13 protein-coding genes and 1 pseudogene are annotated in these 12,349 nt (G+C 68.3%); 9 read left to right on the top strand and 5 right to left on the bottom strand.

Annotation, left to right across the window (positions count from 1 at the left end; all coding sequences use genetic code 11):
- Nucleotides 1–25: 25 nt before the first annotated feature.
- Nucleotides 26–919, bottom strand: coding sequence for an AEC family transporter (locus K206_RS0109365; protein ID WP_029043406.1), 894 nt, complete (start codon nt 917–919; stop codon nt 26–28).
- A 172-nt stretch (nt 920–1,091) separates the two neighbouring features.
- Between K206_RS0109365 and K206_RS0109370 the strand changes: the two genes are divergently transcribed.
- The 6 genes from K206_RS0109370 (at nt 1,092) to plsY (ending at nt 5,783) form a co-directional block, all read left to right on the top strand.
- Nucleotides 1,092–1,718, top strand: coding sequence for a chalcone isomerase family protein (locus K206_RS0109370; protein ID WP_081651364.1), 627 nt, complete (start codon nt 1,092–1,094; stop codon nt 1,716–1,718).
- 147 nt (nt 1,719–1,865) lie between these two features.
- Nucleotides 1,866–2,834 carry a tripartite tricarboxylate transporter substrate binding protein BugE gene (locus tag K206_RS0109375; RefSeq protein ID WP_020202157.1) on the top strand — a complete coding sequence of 323 codons (969 nt, stop codon included), beginning with the start codon at nt 1,866–1,868 and terminating at the stop codon, nt 2,832–2,834.
- Between the two features lie 233 nt (nt 2,835–3,067).
- Nucleotides 3,068–3,547, top strand: coding sequence for a methylated-DNA--[protein]-cysteine S-methyltransferase (locus K206_RS0109385; protein ID WP_020202158.1), 480 nt, complete (start codon nt 3,068–3,070; stop codon nt 3,545–3,547).
- On the top strand, nt 3,544–4,503 hold the full coding sequence (xerD, locus tag K206_RS0109390) for a site-specific tyrosine recombinase XerD (protein ID WP_020202159.1): 960 nt from the start codon (nt 3,544–3,546) through the stop codon (nt 4,501–4,503). The genes K206_RS0109385 and xerD overlap by 4 nt, the downstream gene beginning before the upstream one ends.
- Nucleotides 4,504–4,541: 38 nt before the next feature.
- Nucleotides 4,542–5,033, top strand: coding sequence for a Cys-tRNA(Pro) deacylase (gene ybaK / locus K206_RS0109395; protein WP_020202160.1), 492 nt, complete (start codon nt 4,542–4,544; stop codon nt 5,031–5,033).
- A 138-nt stretch (nt 5,034–5,171) separates the two neighbouring features.
- Nucleotides 5,172–5,783 (top strand): glycerol-3-phosphate 1-O-acyltransferase PlsY, encoded by a 612-nt coding sequence (plsY, locus tag K206_RS0109400; RefSeq protein WP_020202161.1) that lies wholly within the window; start codon nt 5,172–5,174, stop codon nt 5,781–5,783.
- A gap of 38 nt (nt 5,784–5,821) precedes the next feature.
- Here plsY and K206_RS0109405 read toward each other — a convergent pair whose 3' ends face one another.
- Nucleotides 5,822–6,502 carry a GntR family transcriptional regulator gene (locus K206_RS0109405; RefSeq protein ID WP_020202162.1) on the bottom strand — a complete coding sequence of 227 codons (681 nt, stop codon included), beginning with the start codon at nt 6,500–6,502 and terminating at the stop codon, nt 5,822–5,824.
- Between the two features lie 364 nt (nt 6,503–6,866).
- Between K206_RS0109405 and K206_RS0109410 the strand changes: the two genes are divergently transcribed.
- Nucleotides 6,867–7,847 (top strand): tripartite tricarboxylate transporter substrate binding protein, encoded by a 981-nt coding sequence (locus tag K206_RS0109410; RefSeq protein ID WP_063826822.1) that lies wholly within the window; start codon nt 6,867–6,869, stop codon nt 7,845–7,847.
- 39 nt (nt 7,848–7,886) lie between these two features.
- Complete coding sequence (locus tag K206_RS0109415; protein WP_029043410.1) at nt 7,887–9,272, top strand: aspartate aminotransferase family protein; 1,386 nt, start codon at nt 7,887–7,889, stop codon at nt 9,270–9,272.
- A gap of 70 nt (nt 9,273–9,342) precedes the next feature.
- Here K206_RS0109415 and K206_RS0109420 read toward each other — a convergent pair whose 3' ends face one another.
- The 3 genes from K206_RS0109420 to K206_RS0109430 form a co-directional block, all read right to left on the bottom strand.
- Nucleotides 9,343–9,636: a GYD domain-containing protein gene (locus tag K206_RS0109420; RefSeq protein ID WP_029043411.1), complete on the bottom strand. Its 294-nt coding sequence runs from the start codon at nt 9,634–9,636 to the stop codon at nt 9,343–9,345.
- Nucleotides 9,637–9,841: 205 nt separating this feature from the next.
- Nucleotides 9,842–11,119 (bottom strand): ATP-binding protein, encoded by a 1,278-nt coding sequence (locus K206_RS0109425; protein ID WP_020202166.1) that lies wholly within the window; start codon nt 11,117–11,119, stop codon nt 9,842–9,844.
- Nucleotides 11,116–11,847 carry a response regulator gene (locus tag K206_RS0109430; RefSeq protein WP_020202167.1) on the bottom strand — a complete coding sequence of 244 codons (732 nt, stop codon included), beginning with the start codon at nt 11,845–11,847 and terminating at the stop codon, nt 11,116–11,118. The genes K206_RS0109425 and K206_RS0109430 overlap by 4 nt, the downstream gene beginning before the upstream one ends.
- 317 nt (nt 11,848–12,164) lie before the next feature.
- On the opposite strand from K206_RS0109430, the pseudogene K206_RS37870 reads away from it, so the two are divergent.
- Nucleotides 12,165–12,349: pseudogene (locus K206_RS37870) on the top strand (multidrug transporter subunit MdtA); the annotation flags it as partial.

Consider the following 12,349-nt stretch of genomic DNA (forward strand, 5'->3'; position numbering starts at 1 on the left):
GCGCCGTCCACGCTAGCCGCGCGCGCTAGCTGACCACGGCCAGCCAGAACGGCGTGGTGACGATGGCCACCACGGTCATGACCGAGATGGTGGCCGCCACCATCGGCCCGTTGCCGCCCATGCGCACGGCCAGGATGTAGGTGCTCGAGGCGGTCGGCAGCGAGGCGTACAGCACCACGATCTGCGCCTGCAGCTCGGTCAGCGGCAGCAGCCGCGCCAGCAGCCACGCGAAGCACGGCATCGCCACCAGCTTGACCCCGCTCCACCACGCCATCGGCCCGGCCGCGCCGGTGGCGCCGCTCATCTGCAGGCCGGCGCCCACGGTCATCAGCCCCAGCGCGGTCGAGGCCGAGCCGAGCCGGTTCAGCGTCATCGCCAGCACCTCGGGCGGATGCAGGCCGAGCAGGTTGGTCAGCAGGCCGCCCGCGGTGGCCAGAATCAGCGGGTTGCGCGCCAGCTCGCGCCACACGCGCGCGTCGCCGTGGCGCGCCAGCGCCCACACCGCCACCACGTTGCACAGCGGCACCGTGCAGCCGACGATCACCGCCATCATGGCGAGGCCCTCGCCGCCGCCCAGGCGCGCGGCCAGCGCCAGCGCGATGTAGGAATTGAAGCGGAAGGCGGTCTGCAGGCCGGAGGCGAAATCGACCGGCACGGGCCGCAGCACCCACTTGACGGCGTAGCCGCCGGCCATGCCGAACGCGGTGGTCGCCAGGGCCAGGCCGAGCATGGCCGAGGTGGAGGAGAAATCGAACTTCGCGCTGTTGGTGGATTGCAGCAGCAGCGCCGGGAACAGGACGAAATACACCAGGCGCTCGACGCCGGCCCAGAACGCGCGGTCGAACGGCGTATAGCGCACCAGCAGCCAGCCGATCAGGATCAGGCTGAAATCCGGCACCAACAGCAAGGCAAAAGACATTGTCTCGTTTGTTTTAACTGCTTTCTTTGTTTTATTTGTCTTATCTGCGGAAACTGCCTCGCGTAGCGCAATTTCGGCAAAGTGCAACAAAGTGCGGACTAGGGCCGATACCGATAGGTATTGTTGCAGAAATCCCTCAATATGACACGTTCCGTCGTTCCGCCTGTCCTTCATGCTGCCCCGTCGTACCCCGTCCGCGCGCGCGCCGTTGCCGCGCCGCGCCTGCCAGCTGGCGCTCATCGCGAGCGCGGCCGCGGCCCTGTCCCTGCCTGGCGGGCACGCCCGCGCCGGCGAGATCGAGGGCATGCGCATCGACGACGCGACCCGGGTCGGCGGCAAGGAGCTGCAGCTCAACGGCATGGGCCTGCGCTCGGTGTTCGTCATCAAGGGCTACGTGGCCGCGCTCTACCTGCCCGAGAAAGCCCGCAACGCCACCGTGGTGCTGGGCGCGCCGGGCCCCAAGCGCCTGCAGATCCGGCCGCTGCGCGAGGTCGGCGCGGACAGCTTCATCAAGGCGCTGGACGAGGGCATCCGCGAGAACCACAGCGAGATGCAGGTGCGGCGGCTGTCCGAGCGCCTGCTGCTGCTGCACCGGACGATGGAACAGATGGGCACGGCCCGCAAGGGCGACGTGATCGATTTCGACTTCTCGCCCGACGGCGGCACCGTGGTGGCCATCAACGGCACCCCGCGCGGCAAGCCGATCCCGGGCGAGGATTTCTACCAGGCGGTGCTGCGCATCTTCCTGGGCGACCATCCGGTCGACCGGGACCTCAAGCGCGGCCTCCTGGGCGGCTGACCGGCGAGACGCGGGCCGCAGCGCACGGCCCCGCCCGCCAGAACTCACGCCGCCGGCCTCGCCGCGCCCGCCACCGCGGGCGCCTGGCCGGCGTTCTTCACCTTGGGCGGACATCCCCGCCCGGTCTTTGATGGGAGACACGATCTCATGCACAAGAGCAAGATTGCACTGGCCCTCGGCCTGGCCGCCGCCGCGTCGGTCGCGCAGGCGCAAAGCTTTCCGACCAAGCCGATCCGGCTGATCATCCCGTTCGCCCCGGGCGGCACCACCGACATCGTCGGGCGCGGCGCGGCCGACCAGATGAGCCGCATCCTGGGCCAGCCCGTGGTGGTGGAAAACCGCGCCGGCGGGGGCGGCTCGATCGGCGCCGACGCCATCGCCAAGGCCGCGCCCGACGGCTACACCATCGGCATCTCCACGGTGTCGACGATGGCGGTCAACCCCGCCTGCAACCCCAAGCTGTCCTACGACCCGATCAAGGACTTCAAGCCCATCACCAATCTGGCCAACGTGGCCAACGTGATCGCGGTCAACCCGAACTTCCCGGCCAAGAACTACCAGGAATTCCTCGCGGTGCTCAAGGCCAACCCGGGCAAGTACTCGTTCGCCACGTCCGGCACCTGCGCGTTCGGCCACATGCTGGGCGAGCAGTTCAAGGTCTCGACCAAGACCTTCATGGTCCATATCCCGTACCGCGGCGCGGGCCCCGCGCTGAACGACGTGCTGGCCGGCCAGGTGCCGATCATGGTGGACAACCTGCCGTCGTCGATGCCCTACATCAAGGCCGGCAAGCTGCGCGCGATCGTGGTGGCGTGGAACAAGCGCCTGGATTCGCTGCCCGACGTGCCGACCTTCGGCGAGATGGGCCTGAAGGAGCCGAACGACCCGGCGTGGTACGGCCTGGTGGCGCCGGCCGGCACGCCCGACGACGTCATCAAGAAGCTCAACGAGGCCGCCGTCAAGGCCCTGCAGGACAAGGACTTCCAGCAGCGCCTGCGCACCGCCGGCGCCGAGCCGTCGGGCAACTCGCCGGCGCAGCACGCGGCGGAGATCAAGAAGGAGTTCGACAAGATGAAGAACCTGGTCAAGGTGCAGAACATCAAGCTCGAGCAGTAAGCGCGGGGCGGAACTGCGCCGCCGAAGGTTTGCTCCCCTTTCCCATGAAATGGGAAAGGGGGAGAACACCGGCGGCAAGCCAGCCTCGCCGGCAATCGGCAATCAGGAAGGCCTCCCGCGGGAGGCCTTTTTCGATCGCCGCGCCGCCATGCACTAGAATCCGGATTTACCGGCCCGGCCGTTGCGCCGGCCTTTCGCGCCAACCGCTGCCCGTTTCCCGCACTCCGCCCGCCATGCATTCCCGCTTCGACGCCATCCTCCCCGCGCCCTTCGGCAAGGTCGGCGTGCGCACCGGGGGCGACATGATCCGCGAGATCGTCTACCTGCCCGGCAGCGTGCCGCCCGTCGCGCCCGCCAGCGCGGTGGCGCGGCGGCTGGCGCGGCAGCTCGAGGCCTATTACGCCGATCCCGACGCGCCGCTGGACGTGCCGCTGGCGCCGGCCGGCACCGATTTCCAGCGCCGCGTGTGGCGCGCCATCGCCGCCGTGCCGCGCGGCAAGGTCACCACCTACGGCGCGATGGCGCGCGAGATCGCCAGCGTGCCGCGCGCGGTCGGGCAGGCCTGCGGCTCCAACGCGTTTCCGCTGGTGATCCCGTGCCACCGCGTGGTGAGCGCGGGCGGCCTGGGCGGCTTCGCCCATCACAGCGAGGACGGTTTCCTGCTCGACACCAAGCGCTGGCTGCTGCGCCACGAAGGCGTGATGCTGATATGAGCCGCGCCGCAGCCACAGCCGCCCTCCCCGACCCCGACGCGGCGCCCGACAGCGCCGCGCTGCTGGCCGACCTGGACCTGGTCGGCCGCTTCTGCGACGCGCTGTGGCTCGAGGACGGCCTCTCGCAGAACACCATCGACGCCTACCGGCGCGACCTCACGCTGCTCGTGCGCTGGCTGCACGCCGATGCCCCGCGCGCGCTACTCGAGGTCGACGACGCCGCCCTCAACGGCTACTTCGCCGCGCGCCACCCCGAGACGCGCGCGTCGTCGGCCAACCGGCGGCTCACGGTGTTCAAGCGCTTCTTCCAGTGGGCGCTGCGCGAGCGCATGATCACCGCCGACCCCTGCCTGCTGCTGCGCCCGGCCAAGCAGCCGCCGCGCTTTCCCAAGACGCTGAGCGAGGCGCAGGTCGAGGCCCTGCTCGCCGCGCCCGACACCGCCACCGCGCTGGGCCTGCGCGACCGCACCATGCTGGAGCTGATGTACGCCAGCGGCCTGCGCGTGTCCGAGCTCACGCAGATGAAGACCATCGAGATCGGCCTCAACGAGGGCGTGGCGCGCGTGGTCGGCGGCAAGGGCAACAAGGAGCGGCTGGTGCCGTTCGGCGCGGAAGCCGGCGACTGGCTGCGCCGCTACCTCGCGCAGGGCCGCCCCGCGCTGCTCGGCGAGCGCGCCTGCGACGCGCTGTTCGTCACCCAGCGCGGCGAGGGCATGACGCGCCAGGCCTTCTGGCACCTGATCAAGCGCCACGCGCGCGAGGGCGGCATCCACGCCCCGCTGTCGCCGCACACGCTGCGGCATGCCTTCGCCACGCACCTGCTCAACCACGGCGCCGACCTGCGCGTGGTGCAGCTGCTGCTCGGGCACGCCGACATCTCCACCACGCAGATCTACACCCACGTGGCGCGCGAGCGCCTGCGCGAACTGCACCAGCACCACCATCCGCGCGGCTGAGCGCCCCGCCGCGCGCACCCATCACAGCAGCATTCATCATGAGCAAGCCCAGACACGTTTCCGAAACCCCGGCCACCCAGTTCCTCAAGCAGCACGGCGTGGCCTACGGCGAGCATGCCTACGAGTACGTCGAGCACGGCGGCACCGGCGAATCGGCCCGCCAGCTCGGCGTGCCCGAGCATGCCGTGGTCAAGACGCTGGTGATGGAAGACGAGAAGGCGCAGCCGCTGATCGTGCTGATGCACGGCGACTGCTCGGTTTCCACCAAGAACCTCGCGCGCCAGACCGGCCGCAAGAGCGTGCAGCCGTGCAAGCCCGAGGTCGCGCAGCGCCACAGCGGCTACATGGTCGGCGGCACCTCGCCGTTCGGCACGCGCAAGCGCATGCCGGTCTACGTGGAGGCGAGCGTGCTGGCGCTGGACACGATCTACATCAACGGCGGCCGGCGCGGCTACCTGGTGAGCATCGCGCCGGGCGTGCTGCCCGGGCTGGTCGGCGCCGTGGCGGTGGAGTGCGCGCTGCCCGACTGAGCGGCGCCCGCGCGCGCCGTCCCGCAAGAACGGCGGCGCGGTATTGGGGAAGTCACGGGGAAATCGCGGCGCAGCCGCGGCACTGCGCCGGGCTGGCCCGCGCTACAATCCGGCCAGCCTCAAATTCCCGTTCCCCACATGGCCAACCTGATTCTCGCTATCCTCGCCTACCTGATCGGTTCCCTCTCCTTCGCCGTCGTGGTCAGCAAGGCGATGGGCCTGCCCGATCCGCACACCTACGGCTCCGGCAACCCCGGCGCCACCAACGTCCTGCGCAGCGGCAACAAGAAGGCGGCGGTGCTGACGCTGATCGGCGACGGCCTCAAGGGCTGGCTGGCGGTCTGGCTGGCGCGGCATTTCGGCCCGGCCTACGGCATCGGCGACAGCGGCGTGGCACTGGCGGCGGTGGCGGTGTTCCTCGGCCACCTGTTCCCGGTGTTCTTCGGTTTCGCCGGCGGCAAGGGCGTGGCGACCGCGGCCGGCATCCTGTTCGCCATCGACCCGCTGCTGGGCCTGGGCACGCTGGCCACGTGGCTCATCATGGCCTTCTTCTTCCGCTACTCGTCGCTGGCCGCGCTGGTGGCGGCGGTGTTCGCGCCATTCTTCTACGTGCTGATGTCGGGGGTGGACGTGATCGCCGGCGCGGTGTTCGTCATCAGCGTGATGCTGGTGGTGCGGCACCGGGCGAACATCGGCAACCTGCTGGCCGGCAAGGAAAGCCGGATCGGTGAAAAGAAGAAGGCGGGCTGAAGGTCTGCGCCGGGAGCGGCGCGGCCCGCTTCCGCGCGCTACACGCCCGACGGGGCCTGAGCGCCCTGCCGCATCGCATCCGTGATGCTCGAAGTCGTCTCCCGCACGTGAGCGCGCATCAATGCCTCCATGACGGCGGGGTCGCCGTCCCTCAGCGCCTGCATCAATTCCTCGTGGACGGACTGGATGCTGTCCAGCGAAGGCGAGTTCTCCAGCCAGATGCGCATCAGCGGCTCCACCACCGAATGCAGTGAGGATATCTGGCGCATCAGCCTGGGCGCGTCGCTGATGGAACACAGCCGTTCGTGGAACTGCCGATGCACGGTGATCCAGTCCGAGAGGCTGGGCTGACAGCTTTCCATCCGCACGAGCAGCTGTTCCAGATCCTGGATATCCGCCTCCGTGGCCCGCTCGGCCGCCATCGCCGCGGCCAGCCCCTCCAGCACCGCGCGCATCTCGAAGACCTCGCTGACCTCCTTCTCGGTCAGGCCCCGGACCACGACACCGCGGTTCGGCCGGATGACAAGCAGGCCCTCGCCCGCCAGCCGGCTGAACGCCTCGCGGACCGGCATGCGGCTCATGCCGATGGCAGCCGCGATTTCCTCGGGAACGAGGCGATCGCCGGGCCGCATCTCCCCCATCCGGATCCCGTGGAGGATGTGTTGGTACGCCTCTTCCTGCGCGCTTGCGGGGCGAGGCTCGAACGGTGACTGACGCATTCTGTGTCCTGATGTTTGGGGAGCAATTATAGAGAGCGCGCTCCCCCGCGCATGTTCGTGACACGAACATGCGCGGGCGCGGCACATCCGCGCCATCCCGATGTGCGCTTCCGGTGCAGCGCAGACGCCGGAATCGTTGCCCGCGACACGCAAATGGCACTGCAAGGGTGCGCGCGGGCCCCACCCTCCCAGGCACAACTCTTGCTCCATTATATTTCGCCATCTGGAATTGGATACACGTATTCGTGTATACGCGGATTCAAAATCCGGGGCGCCTGCGTATCATTGGCTTCTCGCGCCCCGGGCAGACGGCTCCAGGACGGAGGCAACCCCTCCGCTGCCAAGACGACCTTTCTACGGAGTGATGATGAGTCTCTTTCGACGAATCTGCTGTGGATTCACCCTGCTGGCTCTCGGGACCACCGCCCTTGCGCAAACCAGCTCCTGGCCGGCCAGGCCGGTACGCCTCGTGGTTCCGTTCCCGGCCGGAGGCGGCGTCGACATCGTGAGCCGCTACCTGGGCGAGAAGCTGTCGGCCGAGCTCAACCAGTCGTTTGTCGTCGAGAACCGCCCCGGCGCGGCGACGCTGATCGCGTCCGAGGCCGTGTCGAATGCCACGCCCGACGGCTATACGCTGCTGGTGGCCACCACGTCGTCGCTCGTATCGAATCGCTTTCAGTACAAGAAGCTGCGCTACGACCCGGATGCGTTCGAGCTGGTGTCGCTGGTCTCGTATCAGCCGCTGGTCCTGCTGGCGAACCAGACGCTCCCGCTCAAGAACGTCAAGGGACTGATCGGCCAGGCGAAGCAACACCCCGACGCGCTCAGCTATGGCTCATTCGGAACCGGGACGTTTTCCCATCTCGCCGTGGAGCTGCTCGACACCCGTGCCGGCATCAAGATGACCCATGTCCCCTACAAGGGCGCCGCCGAGGCGCTTCCGGCATTGATCGGAAACCAGGTCCAGATCTATGCGGACACGATCTCGAGCAGCATCTCGTACATCCGGAACGGCAACCTGAAACCCCTCGCCGTCACGAGCGCCGCGCGCACGGCGGCGCTGCCGGACGTTCCCACCATCGCAGAGCAGGGATTCCCCGGATTCGACATGTCGTCGTGGGCTTCCATCGTCGCGCCAAAAAATACCCCGAAGGACATCGTCGGCAAGCTGCAGGCGGCGCTGACCAAGGTCCTGAAGTCGAAGGAATACAGGGAACGCCTGTCCGAAGTGGGCCAGGAACTCCCGCCGGAAAAGATCGGCCCCGCGGCATTCGCCGAACAGATCAAGTCGGACATCCCGAAGCTGCGCGATGTCATGAAGGAGGCGGGGGTGGAGCCCATCTGACCCCGCCGGTAGCCATGCAATCCAAACGCGAGTAGAACAATGAAACAGGCAACGAATCTCTCATCGGCGGATATCGCCAATCAACTGCATCCCTACACGAACCTGGGGGTGCACGAAACGACTGGCCCCATGATCATCACGCGCGGCGAAGGCGTGTATGTGTACGACGACAAGGGAAACCGCTATCTGGAGGGGCTTGCCGGCCTGTTCTGCGCGTCGCTCGGTTTCAGCAATGACCGCCTGGCGGATGCGGCGGACAGGCAGATGCGCAAGCTGCCCTTCTATCACGCATTCGGGCACAAGGCGTCCGAGCCGTCCATCCGCCTCGCCGAGCGGCTGATCGGGATGGCCCCGGCACCGATGTCGAAAGTCTTCTTCGCCAACTCCGGCTCGGAAGCCAACGACACCGCGATCAAGCTCGCGTGGTACTACAACAATGCGCTGGGCCGGCCCGACAAGAAGAAGATCATCTCGCGGAAGCGGGCATACCACGGCGTCACGATCGCCTCGGCGAGCCTCACCGGATTGCCGAACAATCACCGGGATTTCGATCTGCCGATCGCCGGCATCCTGCACACCGACTGCCCGCACCACTACCGCAACGCGCTCGCCGGCGAAAGCGAGGAGGCCTTCGCGACCCGCTGCGCCGACTCGCTGGAGCGGCTCATTCTCGCCGAAGGCCCGCAGACCATTGCCGCCTTCTTCGCCGAGCCGATCATGGTGTCCGGCGGCGTCATCGTTCCGCCCGCGACGTACTTCGAAAAGATCCAGAAGATCCTCAGGAAGTACGACATCCTCCTTATTGCCGACGAGGTGATCTGCGGTTTCTACAGAACGGGAGAGACGTTCGGCTCGCAGCTCTACGATCTGCAGCCCGACATGATTGCCTGCGCCAAGCAGCTCTCCGCCGGCTTCCTGCCCATTTCGGCGCTGATGGTCAACGACAAGGTGTATCGGGCGATGGTCGACGAGAGCCGCAAGATCGGCACCTTTGGCCACGGCTTCACATACACGGGCCACCCGGTCGCGGCCGCGGTCGCCCTGGAGACCCTCGATATCTACGAGGACGAGCGGATTCTCGACCACGTGCGCGAAATCATCCCCCATTTCCAGGCGCGGCTGGCCGCGCTGGCCGGCCATCCGCTCGTCGGGGAAGCCCGGGGCGTCGGGCTGCTCGGGGCCGTCGAGGTGGTGGCGGACAAGCAGACCAAGGAAGCCTATCCGGTGGAAACCGGGGTCGCGGCCAAAGCCGGGACCTTCGCGCTGTCGCGCGGCGTCATCACGCGAGCGCTCGGGGACACGGTCAACATGTGCCCGCCGTTGATCATCTCCAGGAGCGAGATCGAACAGCTGTTCGACGGCATCGAAGGCGCGCTCGACGATACCTACAGCTGGGCCAGGGCCCGCCACCAGGAACCGGCCTGAAGGTGCGCCGGGTCCGCTGCCGGACCCGCGCCACGCGGAGTCGCCCGACCCTGAATCTTCGGGCGGGCGCTCAGGGCATCTTGCCGAGGATCTTTTCCATCTCGTCCGCGGAGAAGGCCGGCAGCGTCTGCGTGCGGACGTTGCCGGCCGCGCCGATCGACAGGCCGAACGCCGTCATCGTGGCTTCGTCGGGCGCGGAAAAGGTCGCCACGAGGTCATATTGCCCGAGCGTCCAGTAGATGTCTTTCATCTCGATGCCGCATGTCTTCGCCATTTCGCGGACGATTGCGGCACGCCGGGTCGTATCCTTTACGGTACGGATTCCCTGGTCGGTGAAGTTCAGTAAGGTGACAAAGGTTGCCATGATGCGTCTCCTGATCAACTGGCACGGCACGGTGCGTCGCCGAAACACATGGAGAAGCCGGGAGCCGCAATCTGCGTACCACGCGAGGCGGCACGCGGCACGCATGGCGATGGCAAGGGAAGACGGGCGCGCCGGCGCGCCGATCCGGCCAAAACTGCTTCAGGATTGATACGCCCTGCCGCGCGGACCCGCGCGGTGGAGTCGCTCAGGCCGCCTGCGCCAGCGCCGCGAACGGGAAGATCATCTCCACCCGCAGGCCGCCTTCGGCGCGGTTTTCCAGCACCAGGCGACCGCCCGACTGGCGCACCAGGCGGTCGACGATGGCCAGGCCGAGGCCCGAGTGGGCGTTGCCGCCGCGCGCCGGGTCCAGCCGCACGAATGGCAGCGTGACCTTTTCCATCGCCTCGGGCGGGATGCCGCTGCCTTCGTCCTCCACCACCATGTGCCAGCCGTCGGCCTGGCGCGAGGTGGACAGCCGCACCGGCGGCGCGCCGTAGGCGTAGGCGTTGTCGATCAGGTTGCCGACGATGCGGTCGAGCTGGGTGGCGATCATGCGAAAGCCTTCGCCGGCGGCCAGCGACAGCTCGATGGTCTTGTCCTGCTCGGCCAGCGAGGCGGCCAGCTCGGCGATGCGGCGGTCGACCGGCACCGGGCGCGCGGCCGGCTCGCCGCTCTGGGCGAAGGTGAGGAACTGCTCGACGATGGCGGACATCGACTCCACGTCGCGCGTCACGCCGGCGGCCGACTTGGGATCGGCCAGCATCTCGGCGCGCAGGCGCAGCCGCGCCAGCGGCGTCTTCAGGTCGTGGGCGATGCCGGCCAGCATGGTGTTGCGCTCCTGGTCGATGCGCGTGAGGTCGGCCATCATGCGGTTGAAGCGCTCGATCAACTGGCGCAGCTCGTGCGGGCCGCGCTCGCGCAGCGGCTCCACCGCGTGCTGGCGCGAGAGCTGCTCGGCCGCGGCGGCCATGTCGCGCACCGGGCGCTGGATCTGCCAGGCGATCAGCAGCGCCACCGCCATCGCCACGCCCACCACCAGGATCACGCCCGGCAGCAGCCGGTTGTCGGGCGGCGGGTTGACCACCCACAGCACCGGCATGGCGATCCAGTCCTCGCGATGCGGCAGCTTGACCCAGATGCGCGAGGTCTCTTCTTCCTCCAGCCGCACCTGGCTGCCGGCCGGCAGGCGCTGGGCGAACTGGTCGACCAGGCGGCGCGCGCGGCCCTTGGCGGTCACGGTGTGTTCGACCGCGCTGGCCTCGCTGGCCACCTCGACCAGGCTCGGCAGCGGCGCCGGCGGCTTGGCCGCCAGCGCGCGCTGGATGCTGTCGAACTGGAACAGCATCTGCTCGACCGAATAGTCCACCTGCTGCTGGCGGCGGTCCATGCGCAGGATCGCCAGCCACGAGAAGTGGCTCAGCACCAGCACCGCGGCAATCAGCAGCGCGATGCGGCCGAACAGCGTGTCGATGCGCAGTTTCATTGCGGTATGTCGTCGGCTTCGTCGGGCACGAAGGTGTAGCCGCGCCCGCGCACGGTCTGGATGTAGCGGGGCCGCTGCGCGTCTTCGTCGAGCAGGCGCCGCAGGCGCCATATCTGCACGTCGATGCCGCGGTCGCTGATGCCGCTCGCGGAACCGTACATCAGCTCCACGATGCGCTCGCGCGAGAGCACTTCGAGCGGATGCGTGAGCAGCAGCTTGAGCAGCGCGAATTCGGTGTCGCTGATCGGCACCGCGTCGCCCGCGCGCACCAGCGAGCGCTGGCGGAAATTCACGCGGAACGGCCCGAACGCGAGCCCTTCGCGGTCTTCCGGCGCGGCCGCCGGGCGCGCCAGCTTGCGCCGCAGCACGGCGTTGATGCGGGCCAGCAGCTCGCGCGGCGAGAACGGCTTGCCGAGGTAGTCGTCTGCGCCGATCTCCAGGCCCACGATGCGGTCGATCTCGTCGCTGCGCGCGGTCAGCAGGATGACCGGGATGTCGTCATTCTTGGCGCGCAGGTTGCGCAGCGCGGTGAGGCCGTCCACCTTCGGCATCATCAGGTCCAGCACGATCAGCGCCGGGCGCTCTCGCTCCAGGCGCGCATGCAGGCCTTCGCCGTCGTGCAGGACGGAGACCGCAAAGCCTTGCTGGCTCAGGTATTCGCGCAGCAGGTCGCGGAGTTCTGGATCGTCGTCGACGACCAGGATCTGGGTGGGCTGATTGGCTCGCATAGGCAGATGATAGCTAGGCTGGGCGCGGCAATCCGGGCGAATTGTTTCAGGGCATTACACCCGGGCCACTGGTAATGAACTGTAAGAATGGGCGTCGGCGGTGAAACATCCGCGCCGCCAGGGCGCATTATGCTTCGCTTATGTTTGCTGCCCCCGGCGCCGCCGGAGAGCGCGGCACCGATCCGAAGCTGCCCGGCACGATGTGCCGTCGCGTGCTGCCCGCGGCTCGCGCGGATGGCATTACGGCATACTTCTGCCTCTCCCACCCCGAAAACCCGATTTACGCGTTTTGTCGCGTCGCATCCCAGGAACCGGTCATGGCCAACCCCGAAGAAAACCAACAGGCTAAACAGCCAACGTCCGGCAAGGCGGCCTCGCACCGCCCCAGACTGATCGCCGCCGCGCTGGCCGTGCTGCTGGCGGGCGGTGGATGGTACTGGTACCACCATCGTAGCGCGGCCGCGCCGGACGCGCAGGGCGCCGCGGCCGGCGCCGGCGCGCG

It is taken from the genome of Cupriavidus sp. WS, assembly GCF_000395345.1.
In the GTDB taxonomy this organism is placed as follows: Bacteria; Pseudomonadota; Gammaproteobacteria; order Burkholderiales; family Burkholderiaceae; genus Cupriavidus; species Cupriavidus basilensis_B.

What these genes read in the sequence shown, in the direction of transcription:
- K206_RS0109410 (WP_063826822.1), top strand. Translation starts at nt 6,867, where the DNA reads ATGATGAGTCTCTTTCGACGAATCTGCTGTGGATTCACCCTGCTGGCT.
- K206_RS0109365 (WP_029043406.1), bottom strand. Translation starts at nt 919, where the DNA reads ATGTCTTTTGCCTTGCTGTTGGTGCCGGATTTCAGCCTGATCCTGATC.
- xerD (WP_020202159.1), top strand. Translation starts at nt 3,544, where the DNA reads ATGAGCCGCGCCGCAGCCACAGCCGCCCTCCCCGACCCCGACGCGGCG.
- K206_RS0109415 (WP_029043410.1), top strand. Translation starts at nt 7,887, where the DNA reads ATGAAACAGGCAACGAATCTCTCATCGGCGGATATCGCCAATCAACTG.
- K206_RS0109385 (WP_020202158.1), top strand. Translation starts at nt 3,068, where the DNA reads ATGCATTCCCGCTTCGACGCCATCCTCCCCGCGCCCTTCGGCAAGGTC.
- K206_RS0109420 (WP_029043411.1), bottom strand. Translation starts at nt 9,636, where the DNA reads ATGGCAACCTTTGTCACCTTACTGAACTTCACCGACCAGGGAATCCGT.
- K206_RS0109370 (WP_081651364.1), top strand. Translation starts at nt 1,092, where the DNA reads ATGCTGCCCCGTCGTACCCCGTCCGCGCGCGCGCCGTTGCCGCGCCGC.
- K206_RS0109430 (WP_020202167.1), bottom strand. Translation starts at nt 11,847, where the DNA reads ATGCGAGCCAATCAGCCCACCCAGATCCTGGTCGTCGACGACGATCCA.
- plsY (WP_020202161.1), top strand. Translation starts at nt 5,172, where the DNA reads ATGGCCAACCTGATTCTCGCTATCCTCGCCTACCTGATCGGTTCCCTC.
- K206_RS0109375 (WP_020202157.1), top strand. Translation starts at nt 1,866, where the DNA reads ATGCACAAGAGCAAGATTGCACTGGCCCTCGGCCTGGCCGCCGCCGCG.
- ybaK (WP_020202160.1), top strand. Translation starts at nt 4,542, where the DNA reads ATGAGCAAGCCCAGACACGTTTCCGAAACCCCGGCCACCCAGTTCCTC.
- K206_RS0109405 (WP_020202162.1), bottom strand. Translation starts at nt 6,502, where the DNA reads ATGCGTCAGTCACCGTTCGAGCCTCGCCCCGCAAGCGCGCAGGAAGAG.
- K206_RS0109425 (WP_020202166.1), bottom strand. Translation starts at nt 11,119, where the DNA reads ATGAAACTGCGCATCGACACGCTGTTCGGCCGCATCGCGCTGCTGATT.